21 protein-coding genes and 1 tRNA gene are annotated in these 22658 nt (G+C 67.6%); 14 read left to right on the top strand and 8 right to left on the bottom strand.

Going from position 1 to position 22658, the window contains the following annotated elements; translation table 11 throughout:
- The first annotated feature begins 330 nt into the window (after nt 1-330).
- The 3 genes from OG203_RS12535 to truB all read left to right on the top strand — a co-directional run bounded on the left by OG203_RS12535 (nt 331) and on the right by truB (nt 2972).
- A complete protein-coding gene (locus tag OG203_RS12535; RefSeq protein ID WP_405165823.1) occupies nt 331-1305 on the top strand; it encodes a metallophosphoesterase family protein in 975 nt (324 codons plus the stop codon).
- A gap of 93 nt (nt 1306-1398) precedes the next feature.
- The gene (gene npt / locus OG203_RS12530; protein ID WP_405165822.1) at nt 1399-2067 is read left to right on the top strand and encodes a 4'-phosphopantetheinyl transferase Npt; all 669 of its coding nucleotides are present in this window, start codon (nt 1399-1401) and stop codon (nt 2065-2067) included.
- Entirely contained in the window at nt 2067-2972 is a 906-nt protein-coding gene (gene truB / locus OG203_RS12525; protein ID WP_405165821.1) for a tRNA pseudouridine(55) synthase TruB, read from the top strand. Before npt ends, truB begins: the two co-directional genes overlap by 1 nt.
- 107 nt (nt 2973-3079) lie before the next feature.
- On the opposite strand, the gene OG203_RS12520 is transcribed toward truB, so the two are convergent.
- Nucleotides 3080-3685 carry a TetR/AcrR family transcriptional regulator gene (locus OG203_RS12520; RefSeq protein WP_405165820.1) on the bottom strand — a complete coding sequence of 202 codons (606 nt, stop codon included), beginning with the start codon at nt 3683-3685 and terminating at the stop codon, nt 3080-3082.
- A 142-nt stretch (nt 3686-3827) separates the two neighbouring features.
- On the opposite strand from OG203_RS12520, the gene OG203_RS12515 reads away from it, so the two are divergent.
- Nucleotides 3828-4247: a DUF4345 domain-containing protein gene (locus tag OG203_RS12515; protein ID WP_405165819.1), complete on the top strand. Its 420-nt coding sequence runs from the start codon at nt 3828-3830 to the stop codon at nt 4245-4247.
- Nucleotides 4248-4810: 563 nt separating this feature from the next.
- Here OG203_RS12515 and OG203_RS12510 read toward each other — a convergent pair.
- From OG203_RS12510 to OG203_RS12500, 3 genes are read right to left on the bottom strand one after another with little or no spacing between them, the layout of a single operon-like run.
- Nucleotides 4811-5485 (bottom strand): GntR family transcriptional regulator, encoded by a 675-nt coding sequence (locus OG203_RS12510; RefSeq protein ID WP_405165818.1) that lies wholly within the window; start codon nt 5483-5485, stop codon nt 4811-4813.
- Nucleotides 5472-6203, bottom strand: coding sequence for a maleate cis-trans isomerase (locus tag OG203_RS12505; protein WP_405165817.1), 732 nt, complete (start codon nt 6201-6203; stop codon nt 5472-5474). The genes OG203_RS12510 and OG203_RS12505 overlap by 14 nt, the downstream gene beginning before the upstream one ends.
- 12 nt (nt 6204-6215) lie before the next feature.
- Nucleotides 6216-6956 (bottom strand): Asp/Glu/hydantoin racemase, encoded by a 741-nt coding sequence (locus OG203_RS12500; RefSeq protein WP_405165816.1) that lies wholly within the window; start codon nt 6954-6956, stop codon nt 6216-6218.
- An 86-nt stretch (nt 6957-7042) separates the two neighbouring features.
- Here OG203_RS12500 and OG203_RS12495 point away from each other — a divergent pair, with 86 nt between their 5' ends.
- Together OG203_RS12495 and OG203_RS12490 are read left to right on the top strand one after the other, a co-directional pair.
- Complete coding sequence (locus OG203_RS12495; RefSeq protein ID WP_405165815.1) at nt 7043-8008, top strand: D-2-hydroxyacid dehydrogenase; 966 nt, start codon at nt 7043-7045, stop codon at nt 8006-8008.
- A 92-nt stretch (nt 8009-8100) separates the two neighbouring features.
- The gene (locus tag OG203_RS12490) at nt 8101-9501 is read left to right on the top strand and encodes an amidase (RefSeq protein ID WP_405165814.1); all 1401 of its coding nucleotides are present in this window, start codon (nt 8101-8103) and stop codon (nt 9499-9501) included.
- 293 nt (nt 9502-9794) lie between these two features.
- Here the strand turns inward: OG203_RS12490 and OG203_RS12485 are convergent, their stop codons facing one another.
- Nucleotides 9795-10289 (bottom strand): DUF3830 family protein, encoded by a 495-nt coding sequence (locus tag OG203_RS12485; protein WP_405165813.1) that lies wholly within the window; start codon nt 10287-10289, stop codon nt 9795-9797.
- Between the two features lie 119 nt (nt 10290-10408).
- The gene (locus OG203_RS12480; RefSeq protein ID WP_405165812.1) at nt 10409-11650 is read right to left on the bottom strand and encodes an aspartate aminotransferase family protein; all 1242 of its coding nucleotides are present in this window, start codon (nt 11648-11650) and stop codon (nt 10409-10411) included.
- Between the two features lie 144 nt (nt 11651-11794).
- Between OG203_RS12480 and OG203_RS12475 the strand changes: the two genes are divergently transcribed.
- Together OG203_RS12475 and OG203_RS12470 are read left to right on the top strand one after the other, a co-directional pair.
- The gene (locus OG203_RS12475) at nt 11795-13264 is read left to right on the top strand and encodes an NAD-dependent succinate-semialdehyde dehydrogenase (protein WP_405165811.1); all 1470 of its coding nucleotides are present in this window, start codon (nt 11795-11797) and stop codon (nt 13262-13264) included.
- Nucleotides 13261-14331: a tartrate dehydrogenase gene (locus OG203_RS12470; protein ID WP_405165810.1), complete on the top strand. Its 1071-nt coding sequence runs from the start codon at nt 13261-13263 to the stop codon at nt 14329-14331. The genes OG203_RS12475 and OG203_RS12470 overlap by 4 nt, the downstream gene beginning before the upstream one ends.
- Nucleotides 14332-14343: 12 nt before the next feature.
- Here the strand turns inward: OG203_RS12470 and OG203_RS12465 are convergent, their stop codons facing one another.
- Complete coding sequence (locus OG203_RS12465) at nt 14344-15012, bottom strand: metal-dependent transcriptional regulator (protein ID WP_405167854.1); 669 nt, start codon at nt 15010-15012, stop codon at nt 14344-14346.
- 236 nt (nt 15013-15248) lie between these two features.
- Between OG203_RS12465 and OG203_RS12460 the strand changes: the two genes are divergently transcribed.
- The 4 genes from OG203_RS12460 (at nt 15249) to OG203_RS12445 (ending at nt 20669) form a co-directional block, all read left to right on the top strand.
- A complete protein-coding gene (locus OG203_RS12460; RefSeq protein WP_405165809.1) occupies nt 15249-16220 on the top strand; it encodes a bifunctional riboflavin kinase/FAD synthetase in 972 nt (323 codons plus the stop codon).
- 143 nt (nt 16221-16363) lie between these two features.
- Nucleotides 16364-16633: a 30S ribosomal protein S15 gene (rpsO, locus tag OG203_RS12455; RefSeq protein ID WP_405165808.1), complete on the top strand. Its 270-nt coding sequence runs from the start codon at nt 16364-16366 to the stop codon at nt 16631-16633.
- 374 nt (nt 16634-17007) lie between these two features.
- Nucleotides 17008-19287: a polyribonucleotide nucleotidyltransferase gene (locus tag OG203_RS12450; RefSeq protein WP_405165807.1), complete on the top strand. Its 2280-nt coding sequence runs from the start codon at nt 17008-17010 to the stop codon at nt 19285-19287.
- Between the two features lie 86 nt (nt 19288-19373).
- The gene (locus tag OG203_RS12445) at nt 19374-20669 is read left to right on the top strand and encodes a M16 family metallopeptidase (RefSeq protein WP_405165806.1); all 1296 of its coding nucleotides are present in this window, start codon (nt 19374-19376) and stop codon (nt 20667-20669) included.
- 143 nt (nt 20670-20812) lie between these two features.
- Here OG203_RS12445 and OG203_RS12440 read toward each other — a convergent pair whose 3' ends face one another.
- Nucleotides 20813-21142, bottom strand: a complete 330-nt coding sequence (locus tag OG203_RS12440) for an ArsR/SmtB family transcription factor (RefSeq protein WP_405165805.1) — start codon at nt 21140-21142, stop codon at nt 20813-20815.
- A gap of 93 nt (nt 21143-21235) precedes the next feature.
- On the opposite strand from OG203_RS12440, the gene OG203_RS12435 reads away from it, so the two are divergent.
- Together OG203_RS12435 and OG203_RS12430 are read left to right on the top strand one after the other, a co-directional pair.
- Nucleotides 21236-22456, top strand: coding sequence for an MFS transporter (locus OG203_RS12435; RefSeq protein WP_405165804.1), 1221 nt, complete (start codon nt 21236-21238; stop codon nt 22454-22456).
- A gap of 74 nt (nt 22457-22530) precedes the next feature.
- Nucleotides 22531-22602 (top strand) — tRNA-Gly (locus OG203_RS12430).
- The last annotated feature ends 56 nt before the right edge of the window (nt 22603-22658 follow it).

The raw sequence follows: 22658 nt of genomic DNA, 5'->3' as shown, positions 1-22658 counted from the left end.
TGGCCGGAGGACGCGGGTCGATGCGGTCGGCCGGGCGATTGGCATGTGTGCTCGTTCGATGCGGGTCGCGGTTCGTTTGTGGGTTGATGTTCCTATCCGATTGCACGGCGCGGGCCGAGTACGCGGTAGTGGCCGAGATGGTGCGGGCGATGCGGCTGGTCCGGCTGCCGGGCGCAAATCGGGGCCGAAGTTCCTCGCCGACAGGTCTAGGCGTCTCCCGACGTCCGCTGTGAATGGCACATGGCTGCGGCAAAGGCCGAGTAGCGCTTTCCATGGTGTGCCACTCGTCCGTGCTGCGTAGCGGGGTGCAGGGGGAAGATCGGTGCGCGTATGCCTAAGGTAGGTGTGGTGATACCCAAGTTGATGGCGGTGAGCGACATTCATGTCGGGCACCAGGGGAATCGGCCGGTGGTCGAGCAGATTCATGCCGACTCGCCGGAGGACTGGCTGATCGTCGCCGGGGACGTGAGCGAGAAGACCGACGACATCCGGTGGGCGCTCGAGTTGCTGCGCGGCCGGTTCGCCAAGGTGATCTGGGTGCCGGGCAATCACGAGCTGTGGACGACCGCGAAGGACCCGGTGCAGATGACCGGTGTCGCGCGCTACGACTACCTCGTGTCGATCTGCCGGGATCTGGACGTGCTGACCCCGGAGGATCCGTTCCCGGTGTGGGAGGGCGCGGGCGCCGAGCAGTACGGCGGATCGGTGACGGTAGCGCCACTGTTCCTGCTGTACGACTACTCGTTCCTCCCGAAGGGCGCCACCACCAAGATGGAGGGGCTCGCCATCGCGCGGGACCGCAACGTGGTGGCCACCGACGAATTCCTCCTCTCCCCGGACCCCTACCTGACCCGTGACGCCTGGTGCCACGCCCGCGTGCAGGTCACCAAGCGCAAACTGGACGCGCTGCCCGAAGGCACGCCACTGGTGCTGGTCAACCACTTCCCGATGGTTCGTCAGCCGACGGACGTGCTGTTCTACCCCGAGTTCGCGCTCTGGTGCGGCACCGAACTGACCGCCGACTGGCACACCCGCTACAACGTGGTCTGCTCGGTCTACGGCCACCTGCACATCCCGCGCACCTCGCACTACGACGGCGTCCGCTTCGAAGAGGTCTCCCTCGGCTACCCCCGCGAATGGAAACGCCGCGGCCTCCCCGAACGCCTACTCCGCCAAATCCTCCCCGCCCCGGAATACCCGCCCGGCTCACTCAACAAGTGGGGCGGACACTTCAAGGTCACCCCGGAGATGGAAGCGGCCGCCGAGGAGATGCGCAGCAAGGCCGAGCGCCGCCGCGGGGTGTGATCGGAGAGCAGGCGCCCGGCACAGTGCTGAGCCGCGGCTGCGACTACCGGCGGGGCTGCCGGGTGCGTCGCGGCTCGGTTAGGCTCGTGGGTGATGATCGAGAACATACTGCCGTCCGGTGTCGCGTCGGCTGAGCTGCTGGACTACCCGGAGGACCTGAAGGCGCATCCGGCGGAGGAGCATCTCATCGCGAAGGCGGTGGAGAAGCGGCGCCGGGACTTCATCGGGGCCAGGCATTGCGCGCGGCTGGCGCTGGCCGAGCTCGGTGAGCCGCCGGTGGCGATCGGCAAGGGGGAGCGGGGCGCGCCGATCTGGCCGCGCGGGATCGTCGGCAGTCTGACGCATTGCGACGGGTATCGGGCTGCGGCGCTGGCGCACAAAATGCGTTTCCGCTCGATCGGCATCGATGCCGAGCCGCACGCTGCTCTGCCCGAGGGCGTGCTGGATTCGGTGACACTGCCGCCGGAACGGGAGTGGTTGAAGACCAACGATTCCGCGCTGCACCTGGACCGGTTGGTGTTCTGCGCCAAAGAGGCCACCTTCAAGGCGTGGTGGCCGTTGACCGCACGCTGGCTCGGTTTCGAGGAAGCCCACATCACCTTCGAAATCCAGGACAGCTCCGGCGATTCCGGCCAAGGCACCTTCCACAGCGAGCTGCTGGTGCCTGGACAGACGAACGATGGTGGGGTGCCGTTGCTTTCGTTCGACGGCCGTTGGCTGATCACCGACGGGTTCATCCTCACCGCGATCGTGCACGCCTGATGGATGGTCTCGGCGGGCTGCTCATCGTCGACAAGGACAGCGGCATGACCAGTCACGACGTTGTCGCGAAGTGCCGGAAACTATTGCGCACCAAGAAGATCGGCCATGCGGGCACACTCGACCCGATGGCGACCGGTGTGCTCGTACTCGGCGTGGAACGGGCCACCAAACTGCTCGGCCTGCTCACCCTGACTACCAAGGCGTACACCGCGACCATCCGCCTCGGCCAGGCGACCACCACCGACGACGCCGAGGGCGAGGTGCTCTCGACCACCTCCGCCCTGCACCTCGTCGACGACGAAATCGCCGCGCACACAACGAAACTCACCGGCGACATCGAACAGGTGCCCGCCACCGTCAGCGCGATCAAGGTGAACGGCGAACGCGCCTACGCCCGGCACCGCGCTGGCGAAGAAGTGCAGCTGGCCGCCCGCCCGGTCACCGTGTCCCGCTTCGACATTCTTGCCCGCCGCGACGTCACGGACGGCGAATTCGTCGACCTCGACGTGATCGTCGAATGCACCTCCGGCACCTATGTCCGCGCCCTGGCCCGCGACCTCGGCGCCGCCCTCGACGTCGGCGGCCACCTGACGGCCTTGCGCCGCACCAGAGTCGGCCCCTTCACCCTCGAACACGCCCGCACCCTGGACGAATTGGCCACAGCCGCCGAATCCGACGCCACCATGCTCAGCCTCGACATGGACGAGGCCGTGCGAACCGCCTTCCCGCACAGGGAAATCGACGAAACCCAAACCAACGACCTCCGTAACGGCCGCTGGCTCGAGCCCATAGGCATCCCCGGCGTCTACGCCGCCATCGATCCGGAAGGCCGCGCGATCGCCCTGCTTCAGGAAAGCGGCAAGCGCGCGGCATCCGTCATGGTCGTGCGCCCGTCGAATCTGTAGTTCCGCGTCGGGACGGGTGTAGCCGACTGGCCGACCGGCGACTTTCGTAGTGATGCAGTTGGTTTCGTGGCGAGACTTGTCGGGTTGCCGTGGTTGCCACCCCTGCGTCAGTTCGACCCGACCGGTGGAAACTCGGGTCCGAGGATCGGCTGCAGGGCACCGAGGAGTGCGCCGACGGTGATGTCGAGTAGTTCGGCGCGGGTGAAGTGGTGGTTTTCCAGCCATTCGACCGTGAGGATGCGGACGAAGGTGAGCCAGCTCATCAGTACCGAGGAGACCTGGGTTCGGAGGGGGCCTTCGACGCCGAGGGCATCGAGGAGTCGGCGGCGGAGCTCGCCGAGTTCGCCGGCGATGATGGCCTGGATAGTCGGGTCGCCCGCGAGGACGCGGTTCGCGGCGAGCACGCTGTTGGCGTTCGCCTCGAAGTAGTCGAAGTGGGTGCTCAGCCCGGCGGTTAGTTGTTCGGCGAGCGGCTTGCTGTTGTCGAGCGGGGTGGCGACCAGCAGTTGGTCCGCCGCCTGCTCGTAGACCCCGGCGAAGAGATCGCGCTTGCTCGGGAAGTGGCGGTAGAGCAGAGCCCGGGACACCCCGGCGGCGGCCGCCACGTCCTCCATCAACACCGCGTCGTAAGCGCGCTCGGCGAACAGTCGCGCGCCCGCCTCCAGCAGCACCTGACGGCGCGCGTCAGGGGAGAGGCGGCGGCGAGTACTCATTCGGAAAACTCTAGTTGACGTCTGTCTACTAAGGGTCGTAGGGTCTGTTATTAGACAAACGTCAACTTGTGCGCGGTCGGTGGTTCGGATGGGGAAACCACTGTCCGCCAACAGGATTCGTCGCATACCTGCGGAGGAACAGATGGCTACCACACTAAAATGGCTTTCCATGGTGATGGGCGTCGCCTGCGTCGCCATCGGCATCTTCCACCTGGCACTCGGCATCGACGGCATCCCCGACATGGGCTCCTCCGGTGTCACCGCCGACAGCCAGACCAGGTTCTTCGGCGCGATCTTCCTCGGCTACGGTGTCGCCTGGATCTGGGTCGCCCGCCAGACCCCGATCCCCGCCACCGCCATCCGCTGGCTCGCGGGCATCTTCCTACTCGGCGCCGTCGGCCGCTTCATCTCCGTGGCTGTCTACGGCTGGCCGCACTGGTTCCAAATCGTCCTCACCGCCCTCGAAGTAGCCCTCCCGCCGATCTACTTCTGGCTGGCCACCGCCGACGAAAAGCGCACCGCCCCAACCCCGATCGCAGGCACAACCCCCGCCTTCAGCTAACACCACCCCACACCGCGATTGCCGCCGCGTCGTCTGCTGGGCGGTAGGCAGTATGCCTTATTGGAGGCCGCCGCCGACCAAGACGCCGACGGCTACCTCTCCCTCCCCGAATTCCGCACCCTCCTAAACTTCCTCTCCCACTGACCGCCATCGAACGGGACATGGTGGCGGCGACACACCGATTCGTCCGCCCTCATGTCCCGTTCGACAACGGCAGGGCGTGCGCCGCCATGGGATCGCTTGGCTGCCAGGCGGTTCAATTCGCCGAGCGGGACGTGGTGGCGGCGACGCGCCGGTGATCGCGCCCTCATGTCCCGTTGGATGACGGCAGGGCGTGCGCTGCCGCGGATTCGCTTGGCTGCCAGGAGGCTTGGTTCGTCGAACGGGGCATGGTGGCGGCGACACGCCGATCGGGCCGTCATGTCCCACTGGACGCAGTCGGGTGCGCGCCGTCGCGGGATCGCTTGGCTGCCAGGCGGTTCGGTTCGACGAGTGGGACATGGTGGCGGTGACACGCCGATCGGCCCGCCCTCATGTCCCGTTCGACGGGAGGCGTGCCTTGCTTAGCTGATGGTTGGGGTGCGGTCGGTGGCCAGGCGGTGGATTGCGTCTTGCATGTGTTCGATGAGGAGGGTGCGGGCTTGGGTGGCGGGGCCGGTGCCTATGGCGGTTCGGAGGGCGACGTGTTCGCGGGCTTGGTCGTTCAGGTCGGGATAGATTGTTTGCAAGGCGCCCAGGCACATTCGGGTTTCGATGAGCAGGGTGCGGGCGGCGCGGGCCAGGCGCGGGCTGCCCGCGCTGTCGACCAGCGCGACGTGGAAGGCTTGGTCGGCGTCGGAAAGTCCGGCGGCATCGCCTATTTCGGCGGCCGCGCACATCTTGGTGACGCTGTCGGCGAGGGCGGCGTAGGCGACCTCGCGGCGGCCGTCCAGGATCAGCTCGAGCGCGCCGCCTTCGATGGCGGTCCTGGCCTGGTAGATGTCGACGACGTCGTCGAGGGTGAGTTCGATGACGAAGATGCCGCGATGGCGAATGCTGTGCAACAGTCCCTCGGAAACGAGTCGCTGCATCGCCTCGCGCACCGGCCCGCGCGAGACGTCGAAGCGGGCCGCGAGGTCGGCCTCGCCGAGCTGGTCGCCCGGCGCGAAGCTGCCGCGCATGATCGCCTCGCGGAGCCGATCGGCGATCACCTCCGCCGTCGACTGTCTACTGACCGGCTCGATCTCAACGAGCGGCATGCGCGTGCCTTTCTGTGAATAGAGTGCCGAGGGCCGGGCAGGTCACGGCGGCGCCGACGAGCCGCAGCCCCGCCCAGATGGTGACCTGGTTGGCGGTCAGCACCGGCTTGCCGAGGGCGGCCTCGAGTTCCGGCAGCACCGCAAGAGTATGCATGGCGGTATCGGGGATGAGCAGCGCCTCGGCGTCGGGATGATCGTTGGCCAGGGCAAGCTGTCGAACCTGGTCTGCGGTCAAGGTGCCGACCTCGGCGGCGGTGTCGATCCCCGCGCTGCGCATCGAGACCACCGTGATCCCGGCGTCGGCCAGGAATTCGACGAACAGCGCCGCGACGTCGTCCGGATAGCTGGCCGCGATGGCGACGGTGTGCACGCCGAGCGCGTGCACCGCATCGACGAACGCCAGGCTGGTGCTGGTCGCGGGCACACCCGCGGCCTCGGCCAGCGCGTCGACCTGTTCGCGGGCGCCACGCGGTCCGTAGACGAAACTGCCTGAGGTACAAGCCCATACGACAGCCTCGGGCTCATGCGATGCGAGCAGTTCGGCGCCGTGCCGCAACTTGTCCGGGCTACCCAGATCCAGCAGCTCAGGGATCGCGTGCAAATCGGTGCCATAGATATGAGCCACCGGCAGTCCGGCACCGAGCGCGTCGGCGGCCAGCGGGTAGTCGTCCTCGGCCGCGTGGTCCGGGTAGATGAAACCGATGGTGGGTGTCCGCATGTCCTGTTCTCCTCAGAAGACGTTCAGTAGCCACTTGCCCGGACCCATCATCGGCAGTTTCATCCGGCCGAGACAGGCCCACATGGTGAGCTGGTTCGCGGTGAGCACGGGTTTACCGAGTGCCTGTTCCAGCGGCTCGATGACGTCATAGGTCGGCAGGTTGGTACAGCTGACGAAGATGGCCTGGGCGGCCGGATCGTCGGCACCCACAATGCGCTCGGCGATGGTGCGGTAGTTGACTTTCCAGATGCCACCGCCGAGCCCGAGATGGTCGGACCGGATGACGGAACAGCCCGCTTCGCCGAGGAACTCGTGCAACTTGTTGGTCAGGATCTCGTCGTACGGGGTGAGCACCGAGACCCTGGTGATGTCGAGATGCCGGATCGCCTCGATCAGCGCGCCCGAGGTGGTGACCGCGTCCAACGCGCCTGCCGCGCAAATCGTTTCGCGCAGCGACCGCTCGTACTCGAGGCCCTTGATGAAGCTGCCCGAAGTACAAAGGTAGGCAACCACTTCCGGCTCGACGTGCAGCACATCGCGGGTCGCGGTGGTCAAATGCGCAGGGTTCGATACCAGTTCGGCCATCGCCAACGAGACCGGAACAGGCTCGTAGGGCGTTCGGGCCAGATGCAGGCTGACCTCCATCGGTGCCCAACGCCAGAGCTCGCGTTCGAGCGCGAGGTCGAACGGAGCGATGATGCCGATGCCCCGTTGCGCGACGGGGCCCTCGATATCCGGGAAGCTGAGTTCCAAAACGGCCCCTCTCGCACTCAGCTGGGCAGGCCTCCGAGCAGAGTCAGATTGTTGACAATCATACGATGCGATCTTAGTGTGTCAATGTGGAAACGGGCCCCATTGTCACCGTCCTGCACAGTGACCGCGTGCCCGAGGCGGATCTGATGGCCGCCGTGACAACTCGGGCGACTGTGCGCTACACCGAGGCATCCGGCCTCGCGGTAGCGCTGCGCGGTGCCGACGTGCTGTTCGTCTACGACTTCCTGACCCGCGCGATCCCCGCCGCGTGGCCATCCGCCGACCGGCTGCGATGGTTGCACATGGGATCGACCGGGGTAGACCCCGCGATGTTCCCAGAACTGCGGGCCAGCGACGTCGTGGTGACCAACACGCGCGGCCTATTCGATACGGCCATCGCGGAATACGTGCTCGGACAGATCCTCGGTTTCGCCAAGGACCTGCCCGGATCGATGCGCAGGCAGCTGCGCCACGAGTGGGAACATCGAGAGAACGAACGGGTCGCGGGCAGCACCGTCCTCGTTGTCGGCACCGGCTCCATCGGCCGCGCCATCGCGCGACTACTGCGCGCGGCCGGGCTGAATATCCGCGCGGTCGGCCGCCGAATGCGTTCGGACGACCCCGATTTCGGCTCGGTCGGCACCGACCTACATGCCGAATTACCCGCAGCCGACTACGTGGTGGCGATCGCCCCGCTCACCCCACAGACCCGGAATATGTTCGGCGCCAGAGAATTCGCCGCGATGAAACCACATGCGAGGTTTGTCAACGTGGGCCGAGGGGAACTCGTAGTTACCGACGATCTGGTCGCCGCACTCGGCGCCGGATCGATCGCCGGGGCGGCGCTCGATGTGGTCGACCCTGAGCCGCTGCCGCCCGACCACCCGCTGTGGGATCTGCCGAACGTGTCGATCACACCGCACAATTCGGGCGATTTCATCGGCTGGCGGACCGAGATCGTCAGCGCGTTCGCTGAGAACTTCGACAACTGGATCACCGGCCGACCACTGCACAACGTGGTCGACAAGGAGCTGGGGTACGTGCCCGGCTGAAGGAGCCAACAGATGAGCGAGCGTCAGCGAGCGAATCAACAACACAGCGCCCCGTGGGGCATGACGGAACCGAGCGCCAGCGAGGTGGAGTCATGAGCTACCCCGACATCAACATTCCCACCGACCCAGCGGCGATGACCGCCGTCCAGCTGGTCTCGGCCTATGCGGCGGGCGCGCTCTCACCGGTCGAAGCGACCGAGGCCGTCCTCGACGCGATCGCCGCGCGCGATCCGGCCGTGAACGCCTACTGCCTGGTCGATCCCGATCGTGCGCTGGTGCAGGCCAAGGACTCCGAGGCGCGCTGGCACTCGGGTCACGCCCGCGGGCTGCTCGACGGCGTGCCCATCTCGATCAAGGACATCTTCCTCACCGAGGGCTGGCCGACCAAGCGCGGCTCCACCTCGGTGGACCCGGCCGGACCGTGGACAGTCGACAGCCCGGTCGCGGCGCGGCTGCGCGAGGACGGCATGGTCTTCCTCGGCAAGACGACGACGCCGGAGATCGCGTGGAAGGCGGTCACGGACAGCCCGTTGACCGGCATCACCCGGAATCCCGTCGACCCGACGACCACCGCGGGCGGCTCCTCCGGTGGCAGTGCGGCCGCCGTCGCGGGCGGTATGGGACCGGTCTCGGTCGGCACCGACGGCGGCGGCAGCATCCGCATTCCGGCGGCGTTCTGCGGCATCGTCGGATTCAAGCCGACGCACGGCCGGATCCCGCTGTATCCGGCGAGTCCCTTCGGCCCGCTGGCCCACGCGGGGCCGATGACCAGGACCGTCGAGGACGCCGCGCTGCTGATGGACATCCTGTCGCTGCCCGACCCGCGCGACCCGACCAGCCTCGCGCCGACCCTGACGACGTTTCGCGGACAGGTGGTCCGCGAGGTTCGAGGACTCACCGTCGCCTACTCGCCGACCCTCGGTTACGCCACGGTCGACCCCGAGGTCGCCGCGCTGGTCGACGCGGCGGTGCGAAAGCTGTCCGAAGCCGAATTGCGGGTTGTCGCAGCCGATCCCGGCTTCGCCGATCCGCGCGAGGCGTTCGAACTGCTGTGGGCGGCGGGTGCGGCCACCATGCTGTCGAAGTTCCCGGAGGGCTCGCGCGAACGGGTAGATCCGGCACTGCGTGAGGTCTGGGAACAGGGCGATGCCGTCCGGGCTGTCGACTACCTGGATGCCCGCAACGTGGCAGCTGAAATCGGAATCACCATGGGCTCCTTCCACACCGCCTACGACGTGCTGATCACGCCGACAATGCCGATCACCGCCTTCGAAGCAGGCCACAACGTACCGCCGGGCAGCGGACTGACCAGCTGGCCGCAATGGACGCCATTCACCTACCCGTTCAACATGACTCAGCAGCCCGCCATCAGCATCCCGGTCGGCACGACGAAGGACGGCCTCCCCGTCGGTATGCAGATCATCGGCCCGCGCCATTCCGACGACTTGGTCCTCGCCGTAGCCCGCTACGCCGAACACGTACTGGCACCCTGAAATACGAAACCGTCGCCGGTCCGGTAGCCCCGGGCCACCGACGGTGCGCGCACGTCTCGTGATGTCGCGTACGAATTCGTTAGGGAGTCGCCGCGCGGGATGCGAGTCGTTTGCGGCGAGCGCCAGCGGTAGGCGAATGCGGTTCGCGGTGGGCGTCAGTGGTTGGTGCGCCGCAGTGAAACCAGCTCGTGCTGGGGTGAATACAGCTGCACCGCGCGTCAGCGGTTCGCGCTGTGGCGAATAGCTTGGGGCCCGACCTAAGGCGGTCGGGCCGTGAGTCAGCGGTGTAGCGATCAGGCGCGGGCGAAGGACAAGGTTTCGCCCGAAACCCCGTGTAACCACAGGTCGTTGCAGGCGGCGGCGATGTCGGACAGCCCCTCTTCGATCGTCGCGAACACGTTGCCGGGGACCCAGCCCATGTCGCCGTTGATGAGTAAGTTGTTGCGGCCGTAGAAGATTGCGAGGTCGGTGGCGCCTTGATCGTGGTGTGCGGTCGAGCCGGGCTCGTAGCCGTAGGCGGGGTTGCCGATCTCCCATGCCTCGAAGTCGAATAGGCAGACATCGCCGGGGATGGGGGTGACGGTCGGGTTCTCTCGGTGCGGGGCCGCACCGATGCGGGGGACCAGCGTGTACACCTCGTTGCGGGCGTATTTGGCGTGGAACGCGTCCCCTTCCTGTGGCAGCGCGTCCCACACCGCGGCACAGGTGTGCGGCGCCTCCGCGTCGAGCAGCCGGGCGCGGCAGGTGACGGCGGCCTTGGTCAGGGTGATGGTGAGGTAGCGGGCCATCGGTTTCTGCTTTCTGGTCGTCGGTCGGGGCCTTCTGGTCGATCGAGGTGCGTAGTGGCCGGGTAGAACCCGAACGCCAACGGCGGCGCGATCACCGTCGCCGTGGCTCAGGTTGCCGACTAGAGCTCGGCCAGCACCTCGTTCCAGATCGCGAGCGCGTCATCGATCTGAGTATCGGTCACGATCAGCGGCGGGATCATCCGCACCACATTCATGTGCGCGCCGCAGGTGAGCAGCAGCAATCCCTTTTCGACTGCGCGCCGTTGCGCGGCACTCGCCGTCTCGGTGTCGGGTTCGCCTGTCGCGGTGGTGAATTCGGCTCCGGCAAGCAGCCCGAGGCCGCGTACGTCGCCGATCGCCTTGGTGGCGCTCGCGCGCAGCCCGGTGAGCAGCTGCGCGCCGCGCGCCGCCGCGTTGTCCACCAACCCCTCGGATTCGATCACCTCGAGCGTCGCCACCGCGGCGGCGCAGGCCACGGCGTTGCCGCCATAGGTGCCCCCCTGCGAGCCGGGCCACGCCTTCGCCATCAGCTCACCCGAGGCCGCGATACCGGACAGCGGGAACCCACTGGCGAGGCCCTTCGCGATGGTGATGATGTCGGGTCGCACCCCGAAGTGCTGATGCCCGAAGAACTTTCCGGTGCGGCCGAACCCGGTCTGGATCTCATCGATCACGAGCAGGATGCCGTGCCGGTCGGCCCGTTCGCGCAGCCCATGGAAGAACGCCGTGTTGCCCGGTATGTAGCCGCCCTCACCGAGCATCGGCTCGACCACGAACGCGGCGGTTTCCGCGGGCGAGGTGATCGTGGCGAACAGGTAGTCGAGCTCGCGCAGCGCGAACGCGGTGGCCTCCTCCTCGGTCCAGCCGTAGCGGTACGCGGTCGGAAACGGGGCAACGTGCACGCCCGACATGAGCGGGCTGAACCCGGCCGAGAATCGGGTGCCCGAGGTCGTCATGGTCGCCGCCGCGACGGTGCGGCCGTGGAAACCGCCGTGGAAGACGACCACGTTCGGCCGTCCGGTCGCCTGACGGGCCAGCCGCAGCGCCGCCTCGATCGCCTCGCTGCCGGAGTTGGCGAAGAACAGCGTGTCCAATCCGTCCGGCAGCACCGCGCCGAGTCGCTCGATGAGCCGCAGCATCGGCCGGTGCATGACGGTGGTGTATTGGCCGTGAATCAGGCTGGCCACCTGCGCCTGGGCCGCCTCGACCACGTGCGGATGGCAGTGGCCGGTGCTGGTGACGCCGATACCGGCGGTGAAGTCGAGATAGCGGCGCCCGTCGGTGCCGTAGAGGTAGCAGCCGGATCCGTGGTCGACGGTCACCGGTGTGGCCTGCCGCAGAACGGGCGAGAGTTCGGTCATGGTGATGCGCCTCCCGGGAAGTGGTGCGATCGCAACATCCGCAGATTGTCTATTGTCGGATTGTTGACAATATGCATAACATGGCGGCAGAGGTCGCGGCAATAGCCCGCGGCCACGTCCGGTAGCGAAAGGAGTCCCGCGCCGATGCTCACCGAGACCTTGTCCACCGAGGAACGAGCCGTAATCGACACTGTGCCAACGGGTTTGTATATCGACGGCCAGTGGTGCGAGACGAATACCGAACTGCCCGTGCTGGATCCGGCCACCGGCCAGCCGCTGTGCGCGGTCGCCGACGCGAGCCCGCAGGACGGACTCGACGCGTTGGCCGCGGCCTACGCGGCGCAATCGGAGTGGGCCGCGACACCGCCGAGGCAACGCGCCGATCTGCTCATGCGCGCGCACCACGCGCTACTCGACGACACCGACCGGCTCGCGCTCATCATGACCCTGGAGATGGGCAAGCCGCTGGCCGAGGCGCGCGGCGAAATCGCCTATGCCGCAGAGTTTTTCCGCTGGTCCGCCGAAGAAGCCGTCCGCCTCGACGGTGGCTATCTACCCGCGCCGACCGGCGGTGCGCGGTTCCTGGTGACCAAGCAGCCGGTGGGTCCGAGCTTGCTGATCACGCCGTGGAACTTCCCGATGGCGATGGGCGCCCGCAAGATCGCGCCCGCGCTGGCCGCCGGCTGCACCTGTGTGGTGAAACCCGCTGAGCAGACACCGTTGTCGATGCTCGCGCTGGCGGACCTGCTCGATCGGGCTGGGCTGCCGCGCGGGGTCGTCAACGTGCTCACCACCGCCGACCCCGGCGCGCTGATGACGCCACTCATCCTGGACAGCCGCTCGCGCAAGCTGTCGTTCACCGGCTCGACCGCGGTCGGCAAGCGGCTGCTCGAACAGTGCGCGCACACGGTGATGCGCACCTCGATGGAGCTCGGCGGCAACGCGGCGTTCATCGTGTTCGACGACGCCGACCTGGACGAGGCCGTCGAGGGCGCGCTCGCCGCGAAGATGCGCAATATCGGGCAGGCGTGCACCGCCGCGAACCGAATCTTCGTGCAGCGCGGCATCATCGACGAGTTCGCCGACCGACTCGCCACCAGAATGGCGGCCTTGCCGATGGGCCGTGGCACCGAGCCTGGGGTTGTCGTCGGCCCGCTCATCGATGCCGACGCGGTGGCGAAGGTCACCGAGCTGGTCGCCGACGCGTGCCGCCGCGGCGCGCGGGTACTGACCGGCGGCGTCGCGATCGAGGGGCCCGGCAACTTCTATCCCGCGACCGTGCTGACCGGCGTGCCCGACGACGCGCAGATGTGCCACACCGAGATCTTCGGGCCGGTCGCGTCGATCGCCGTGTTCGACACCGAGCCCGAGGTCGTCGCCCGCGCCAACAACACCCCGTATGGGCTGGTCGGCTACGTCTTCACCGAGCATCTGCGGCGCGGACTCAGGGTCTGTGAGGCATTGGAAACCGGTATGGTCGGCCTCAATCAGGGTGTCGTGTCCAACCCCGCCGCGCCCTTCGGCGGCGTCAAAGAGTCCGGGCTCGGCCGCGAGGGCGGTTCGACCGGGATCGACGAGTTCCTAGAGACCAAATACATCGGAGTGCGCCTGTGACGGAACGTAACTACCGCATCGCGACCATCCCCGGCGACGGCATCGGCGTCGATGTCACCGCCGCGGCCGTCACGGTGCTCGACACCGTGCTGCCCGGGATCGAGTGGACCGAATTCGATTGGTCCTGCGCGAATTACCTGCGCACCGGCCAGATGATGCCGCAGGACGGTCCCGAACTGCTGGCCGGGTTCGACGCGATCCTGCTCGGCGCCGTCGGCTTTCCCGGTGTGCCGGACCATGTTTCGCTGTGGGGGCTGCTGATTCCCTTGCGACGCGCCTTCGGTCAGTACGTCAACCTGCGCCCGGTCCGATTGCTGCCGGGCACCGAGTCGGCGTTGCGCGACCGGACCGCCGAGGACCTGGACATCCTCATCGTGCGGGAGAACTCCGAAGGCGAGTACTCCGAGATCGGCGGTAAGCACAATCCGGGCCGGTACGACGAATTCGTGCTGCAGGAGTCGGTTTTCACCCGCGTCGGTTGCGAACGGATCATCCGGTACGCGTTCGAACGGGCCCGCGAGCGCGGCGGCAAGCTGTGCTCGGCCACCAAGTCGAACGGTCTCATCCACTCGATGCCCTACTGGGACAGCGTGTTCGACCGGATCGCCGCCGAATACCCCGACGTGCGGACCCGGCAGATGCACGTCGACGCGCTGGCCGCGGAGATCGTGCTGCACCCGGACCGGCTCGACGTGATCGTCGGCTCGAACCTGTTCGGCGACATCCTTTCCGACCTGGCCGCCGCGGTGACCGGCGGGCTCGGGCTTGCCCCGTCGGGCAATATCAATCCCGAGGGCACCGCGCCGTCGATGTTCGAGGCGGTGCACGGCAGCGCGCCCGATATCGCCGGGCAGGGCATCGCCGATCCGGTCGCGCAGATACTCGCTGGCGCGATGCTGCTCGACCATCTCGGCGAACACACCGCGGCCGCGGCGGTGGACCGCGCCGTCTGTGACGTGCTCGGCGAGGGCCGTGTCCGCACCCCAGACCTCGGTGGCACCGCGACAACTACGGACCTCGCCAAGGCCATCGCGAGCCGCGCGGCCGAACTGGTTGCAGCTCGCTGACGCGAGCCGCGATCAGGTGCTGAGCCAGATCGCTTCGGCGGCGGGACTGCCCAGGTCGGTAGGGGTTTCGCTGGCGCCGATGCGAATAGCGATGGTGCCGGCGAAGTCTCGGCGTTCCAGCACGGTGATGGCGGTGTCGAGGGCGATGCCGACGGAATCGAAGTAGCGCAGCATCTCCGGATCCGAATCGGAGATGCGCGCCACCCGGCCGGACTCGCCCGCGCGGAAGTCGCTGAGCTGGCGGGCCGGTGGCGTCGGCACCGCGCCGTCGACCGAGGGGATGGGGTCGCCGTGCGGATCACGGTCGGGGTAGCCGAGTTTGGCGTCGATGCGGGCCATCAGCAGTTCGGACACCGCGTGCTCGAGCACCTCGGCCTCGTCGTGCACCTCGTCCCAGCCGTAGCCGAGCTCGTTGACCAGGAATGTCTCGATCAGCCGATGCCTGCGCACCATCGCGATCGCGGCAAGGCGACCGCCCTCGGTGAGGGTGATCGAACCGTAGCGGGCGTGCTCGACCAGGCCTTGGTCGGCGAGCTTGCGCACGGCCTCGGAAACGGTGGACGCGGACACCCCGATGCGCTCGGCGAGCAGCTTGGTCGACACCTTCTCCTGTGACCACTCCTGTGCGGTCCAGATCACCTTGAGATAGTCCTGCGCGACCGAGGAGAGCACCGGCGCGATCGTCGCGGTGCCGCCGGTGGCTTGTCCCGGCGCGGCAGCGTCGGCTAACTCACGGCGGGTGGCGATGTCTCGTTTACCGGGCACATACTCGAGCTTAAGCACATGGCCGCCGAATGACACAGCTCGCCGCACAGTGGAACCAGGGATTCACCACCCGTACACGACACCGGAAGCGCGGCGTGACATCGCAGGCTTCGGTCGAACCCCGTTCAGCTGCGCGATATAAGCTGCCGACTGTGCAGAGATGGCGAGGTCTGGACGATGTGCCCGCGGACTGGGGCCGATGTGTGCTCACGATCGGCGTGTTCGACGGGGTGCATCGTGGTCACGCGCAACTGATCAGCCGGGCGGTGAAATCGGCCGCCGCGCGCGGTGTCCCCGCGGTGCTGATGACGTTCGATCCGCACCCGATGGAGGTGGTGCGGCCCGGCTCACATCCGGCGCAGCTGACCACGCTGACCCGCCGGGCGGAGCTGGCCGAGGAACTCGGCATCGACGTGTTCTGCGTGATGCCGTTCACGCAGGCCTTCATGAAGCTGACCCCGCAGCGCTACGTGCACGATCTGCTGGTCGAGCGGCTGCACGTGGCCGAGGTCGTGGTCGGCGACAACTTCACCTTCGGCAAGAAGGCCGCGGGCACCATCGACACCATGCGTGAGCTCGGCGGTCGCTGGGGTTTCGAGGTCGACGGCGTGAAACTGCTCGGCGAGCACGCGGTCACGTTCTCCTCCACCTACATTCGCGCCTGCGTCGACGCGGGCGATATGGCCGCCGCGGCGGAGGCACTCGGGCGCCCGCATCGGGTCGAGGGCGTGGTGGTGCACGGCGACGGCCGCGGCCGCCAGCTCGGCTTCCCGACCGCGAACGTCGCGCCGCCGATGCACGCCGCGATCCCGGCCGACGGCGTGTACGCGGGCTGGTTCACCGTGCTCGGCCCCGGCCCGACCATCGGTACCGTCACACCGGGCGAGCGGGCGATGGCCGCCATCTCGGTCGGCACCAACCCCACCTTCTCCGGTCGCGCCCGCACCGTCGAGGCGTATGTGCTCGACGGCGAGGCCGACCTCTACGGCCAGCACGTCGCGGTCGATTTCGTCGACCACGTTCGCGGCCAGCGCAAGTTCGACTCGATCGACGAACTCGTCGAGCACATGGGCCGCGACGTGGAGACCACCCGCAAGGTCCTCGCCGCCGTCGACGACCGGTAGCTGACCAGCTGAGCCCCGCCCGATTCGGTTCACCGGACCCTGTCCGGTAAGGTGGATCCTCGGGTTTGCTGCGGTCCGCGGTGGCACCCGACCCGGGTAACCGGAACTTCGAGCGCGGGACTGAAATAGGGAGTGGATGCCTCATGGCTCTGACCACTGAGCAGAAGTCGGCAATTCTCAAGGAATACGGCCTGCACGAGAAGGACACCGGCTCGCCGGAGGCCCAGATCGCGCTGCTGTCCAAGCGTATCTCCGACCTCACCGAGCACCTGAAGGTGCACAAGCACGATCACCACACCCGGCACGGCCTGCTCGCGCTGATCGGTCGTCGTCGTCGGCTGTCGAAGTACCTGGCCGCCAACGACATCGCGCGTTACCGTTCGCTGATCGAGCGTCTCGGCCTGCGCCGCTGATAGCTTCACACGCCGGTTACCCGAGGTAGCCGCAGACCCGGCCAACGGGGAGACGTACAATCTCCCCGTTGGCTATTCGTGTATGCGGGTCGCAGTCCTTTTCGCGGGCCCGGAAACACGACGACATTGCACAGCCGTAAGCACCCGCCCGCGTGGCGTCGGTCTTCGGTAGTGGCCTCCCGGCAGGGCAAACACCGCCGGCGGGCTTCGATCGATGACCGCCTCCGCGTCGCCGTGATCCAAGGGGATCCGGCCGGGTGCTCGTGCCGTAGCCAGGATGGTTGCCGCGCGTCCGTACCAGGTACGGCTGACGAAGAGCCGGATCGCGCCACCGGGCGCTTGATCCGGCGAAGACGAGAGGTTGAGAGAAGAGAATGACCGAAACAACTGAACGCAAGTCCTCGGCCGTAGAGGTCGAGCCCGGTGTGTTCGAGTCCGTCGCGCTGATCGACAACGGCAGCTACGGCACCCGTACCATCCGCTTCGAGACCGGCCGGCTGGCCCGTCAGGCCGCGGGCGCGGTCGTGGCCTACCTGGACGACGAGACCATGCTGCTGTCCGCCACCTCGGCGGGCAAGCACCCGAAAGACCAGTTCGACTTCTTCCCGCTGACGGTCGATGTCGAAGAGCGCATGTACGCCGCGGGCCGTATCCCCGGCTCGTTCTTCCGTCGCGAGGGCCGTCCGTCCACCGACGCGATCCTGACCTGCCGCCTGATCGACCGCCCGCTGCGCCCGTCGTTCGTCGACGGCCTGCGCAACGAGATCCAGGTCGTCGTCACGATCATGAGCCTCGACCCCAACGACCTGTACGACGTGGTGGCGATCAACGCCGCGTCCGCGTCAACCCAGATCGCCGGTCTGCCGTTCTCCGGCCCGGTCGGCGGCGTGCGCGTCGCGCTGATCGAGGGTCAGTGGGTCGCGTTCCCGACCGTCGAGCAGCTCGAGGGCGCCGTGTTCGACATGGTCGTCGCCGGCCGCGTCGTCGAGTCCGGTGACGTCGCGATCATGATGGTCGAGGCCGAGGCCACCGACAAGGTGATCGCGCTGATCGACGGTGGCGCGCAGGCGCCGACCGAGGCCGTCGTGGCCGAGGGCCTCGAGGCCGCCAAGCCGTTCATCGCCCGCCTCTGCAAGGCGCAGGCCGACCTTGCCGAGCTGGCCGCCAAGCCGACCGGCGAGTTCCCGCTGTTCCCGCCGTACGAGGCCGATGTCTACGAGGCCGTCGAGGGCACCGCCAAGCGTGAGCTCGGCGAGGCGCTGTCGATCGCCGACAAGCAGGAGCGCGAGGCGAAGATCGACGAGATCAAGCTCGACGTGCTTTCCCGGCTCGGCGACGACTTCACCGGTCGCGAGAAGGAACTGGGCGCCGCGTTCCGCTCGGTCACCAAGAAGCTGGTGCGCCAGCGCATCCTGACCGACGGCTTCCGCATCGACGGCCGCGGACTCGCGGACATCCGCGCGCTGTCCGCCGAGGTCGCCGTTGTCCCGCGGGCGCACGGTTCGGCGCTGTTCGAGCGTGGCGAGACGCAGATCCTCGGCGTCACCACCCTCGACATGGTGAAGATGGCCCAGCAGGTCGACTCGCTCGGCCCGGAGACCAGCAAGCGCTACATGCACCACTACAACTTCCCGCCGTACTCGACCGGTGAGACCGGCCGCGTCGGCTCGCCGAAGCGTCGCGAGATCGGCCACGGCGCGCTCGCCGAGCGGGCCCTGATGCCGGTGCTGCCGAGCCAGGAAGAGTTCCCGTACGCCATCCGTCAGGTGTCGGAGGCGTTGTCCTCCAACGGTTCCACCTCGATGGGCTCGGTCTGCGCCTCGACCCTGTCGCTGCTGAACGCCGGTGTGCCGCTGAAGGCGCCGGTCGCCGGTATCGCGATGGGCCTGGTGTCCGACACGATCAAGAACGACAAGGGTGAGGACGAGGTGCGCTACGTCGCACTGACCGACATCCTCGGCGCCGAAGATGCCTTCGGCGACATGGACTTCAAGGTCGCGGGCACCCGTGATTTCGTCACCGCGCTGCAGCTCGACACCAAGCTGGACGGCATCCCCTCGCAGGTGCTCGCCGGTGCGCTCAGCCAGGCGCACGACGCACGCACCGCCATCCTGGAGGTCATGGCCGAGGCCATCGACACCCCGGACGAGATGAGCCAGTACGCCCCGCGCGTCACCGCGATCAAGATCCCGGTCGACAAGATCGGCGAGGTGATCGGGCCCAAGGGCAAGGTGATCAACCAGATCACCGAGGAGACCGGCGCCAACATCTCCATCGAGGATGACGGCACGGTCTACGTCGGTGCGACCAACGGCCCCGCGGCGCAGGCGGCGATCGATCAGATCAACGCCATCGCGAACCCGCAGCTGCCGAAGGTCGGCGAGCGCTTCCTCGGCACGGTCGTCAAGACCACCGCCTTCGGCGCGTTCGTCTCGCTGCTGCCCGGCCGCGACGGCCTGGTGCACATCTCCAAGCTCGGCAACGGCAAGCGCGTCGCCAAGGTCGAAGATGTGGTGAACGTCGGCGACAAGCTGCGCGTCGAGATCGCCGATATCGACAACCGCGGCAAGATTTCGCTGGTCCCGGTCGAGGAGAACGCCGAAGAGCCGGCCGAAGCCGAGACCGTTGATGCGGGCGCGGCAGCGACCGAGTAGTACTTGTCTTTGTGACGACGAAGAAGACGACAGCCCCCCTGCTCCGACGCGAGCAGGGGGGTTCGTCACTGGAGCTGCGAGCCAACATGACCGATCCCGGCGTACAGCGCACCGTGCTACCCGGCGGACTGCGCGTGGTGACCGAGCATGTCCCCGGCGTGCGCTCGGCCTCGATCGGCGTCTGGGTGGGCGTCGGCTCGCGCGATGAAGGCCCCACCGTCGCCGGTGCCGCCCACTTCCTCGAACACCTGCTGTTCAAGGCGACCCCGACGCGCACGGCGCTGGACATCGCGCAGGCGATGGACGCGGTCGGCGGCGAGCTCAACGCGTTCACCGCGAAGGAGCAGACCTGCTACTACGCGCACGTGCTCGACGAGGACCTGCCGCTGGCCGTCGACATGGTCTCCGACGTGGTGCTCAACGGGCTGTGCCGGGCCGAGGACGTCGACGTGGAACGGCAGGTGGTGCTCGAAGAGATCGCCATGCGCGACGACGACCCGGAAGACCTGGTCGGCGACGCGTTCCTGTCCGCCCTGTTCGGCGAACATCCGATCGGTCGGCCGGTGATCGGCTCCGTCGAATCCATCGAATCGATGCACGCCGCGCAGCTGCGCGGTTTCCACCTGCGGCGCTACCGGCCGGACCGGATGGTCGTCGCGGTCGCCGGCAATGTCGAACACGAGCACACGGTGGAGTTGGTGCATCGCGCGTTCGAGAATCGGCTCGACCCGGCGGCTACCCCCGCCAAGCGCCGCGAGGGTAAGTTCCGCCCGGCCAGCGATCCCGAACTGCACTGGAGCCACCGCGACAGCGAGCAGGCGCACCTGGCCTTCGGGGTACGCGCCTTCGGGCGGCACGAGGGGGAGCGGCGCTGGCCGCTGTCCGTGCTCAACACCGTGGTCGGCGGCGGCCTGAGTTCCCGGCTGTTCCAACGGATTCGGGAAGAACGCGGGCTGGCGTACTCGGTGTACTCCAGCGTGGACACCTTCGCCGATACCGGCGCGTTCTCGGTGTACATCGGCTGTCAGCCCGAAAACCTCGGCAAGGTGGCCACCTTGGCTCGTGGCGTACTCGAAGAGGTTGCGGCCAACGGCATTACGGATGCCGAATGCGCTCGCGCCAAGGGCTCGCTGCGCGGCGGTCTGGTGCTCGGTCTCGAGGATTCCGCGTCGCGGATGAACCGCATCGGCCGCAGCGAACTCAGCTACGGCAACCACCGCAGCGTGTCGGAGACCCTCGCTCGGATCGACGCGGTCACCACCGACGAGGTGTCCGCCATCGCGAGCACGCTGCTCGGTCGTCCGTTCGCGGCCTCGATTGCCGGGCCGTACAAGCGAACTCGCGAACTGCCCGCCGCGGTGCGCCGGTTGGTCGAGGGCTGACGGCGGCTACGCCGCGCTGAAGTTCGCGGGCGCGTACAGCGTCACAGGGGGCGGATGCGACATCGTTTGTGCGCGCCACCCGCTCGATGATGCTGCATCGATTCCCGGTTTCGGCGGACCCAGCGGCGCGTGTGCCGAGTGTCTCAGGCGTCGCTGGCGCGGTTGGCGTTGTCGACCACCGAGGCGAGCAGGCCGGGCAGGGCGGTTTCGACGTCTTTCGCGCGCAGGCGCTGCCAGATCTGTCCGTCGACGATGACCCGCTCGATGACGCCGGCCTCGCGCAGGATCTTGAAGTGGTGTGTCGCGGTCGACTTGTTGATCACCTCGTACAGCTCGTTGCAGCGAACCGCGACGCCCGCGTTGCTCAATCGGCGCACCATCTCGAGGCGGATGGGATCCTGGATCGCGCCGAGCACGGTGGACAGCGGGGCCACCGGCGTGGCTTCGGCCGCCGCTTCCTTAGCTTCGGTCATGATCTACCTCACTCCGGGGTTTGATGATCGTCATACTAACTGTAAGGTCATACGAGGTTCGATCATTATCAAACTTACCTGATCGGAGTTTCGATGGCAGCGACGACGGCGGTACCCGCCGCTGACGAGCAGACATCACAACGCTGGGCCTACGGGCTCGTTTTAGCCGCGGGCGCGGTGGCGCTCGGGGTATCCGGCGTGCCGGCCCCGCTGTACGGCATGTACCAGAAGGAATGGCACTTCTCGCCGCTGACGACGACCTTCGTGTTCGCCGTCTACGCGTTCGCGGCCCTCGGCGCGGTGCTGGTGTCGGGCAAGATCTCCGATGTGGTCGGCCGCAAGCCGGTGCTGCTCGGTGCGTTCGTGACCATGATCGCCGGGCTCGCGGTGTTCCTGATGGCCGATAACGTCGTCATGCTGTTGATCGCGCGTGCGTTGCACGGCTTCGCGGTCGGCGCGACGGTGGTCGCCGGTGCGGCGGCGCTGCTCGATCTGCGCCCCAAGCACGGCGCGCGCTCCGGCCAGCTCACCGGTGTGGCGTTCAATATCGGTATGGCCGTGGCGATTCTGGGCTCTGCCCTGCTCGCGCAGTACGCGCCGTATCCGCTGCGCACCCCCTACGTCGTCATCACCGTGGTGTGCCTGCTCATCGGTATCGGCGTCATCGCGCTGGAGGAACCGCACACCGGCCGCATCCCCGGTCGCATCCGGATCGCGAAACCGTCTGTGCCGTCGGAGATTCGGGGCGACTTCTGGTTCTCCGCGCTCGGCGTGATGGCGGCCTGGTCGGTGCTCGGCGTGCTGCTCTCGCTGTACCCGTCGCTGGCTTCGGCCGAAACCGGCATCCACAACCTGGTTTTCGGCGGCGCGGTGGTCGCGTCGACCGCGCTGGCCGGTGCCACCTCGCAGCTGTTCGCCACCAAGATTCCGGCCCGCCGCGCTGCCATCGGCGGCGATACCGGCATGGCGGTGTCGCTGCTGCTCACGGTGCCCGCGCTGCACACCGGCAACTGGGTCGTCGTGCTGCTGGCCGGTGTATTGCTCGGCGCCACTTTCGGACTCGGCTTCGGCGGATCGCTGCGCCACCTGTCCGAGGTTGTGCCGCACCACAAGCGGGGCGAGACCATGTCGGCGTACTACCTCCTCGCCTATACGGCCATGGCATTGCCGACCATCCTGGCCGGTTGGGCCGCCACCACCTGGGGTCTGAGCACAGTGTTCCCGTGGTTCGTCGTGGTCGTTTCGCTGGCCTGCCTGACCGCCGCCGGACTCGGGCTGCGCAGCACCCGGGCGGCCGTCGAACAGGCCGCATGATCACGGATTGGCATTTTCCGCCGCCGATCGGCTAAAGTTTCATCTCGCATCGCGGAGTCACCCGGGATGCGATTGCGGATGTAGCGCAGTGGTAGCGCATCACCTTGCCAAGGTGAGGGTCGCGGGTTCAAATCCCGTCATCCGCTCAACGTAACCCCGGTCCTCAGCGGCCGGGGTTTCGCATTTCCGCCGAATTCGGTTG

It is taken from the genome of Nocardia sp. NBC_01499 (assembly GCF_045040275.1).
GTDB lineage: Bacteria > Actinomycetota > Actinomycetes > Mycobacteriales > Mycobacteriaceae > Nocardia.
This window is presented reverse-complemented; position numbering and strand designations above follow the sequence as displayed.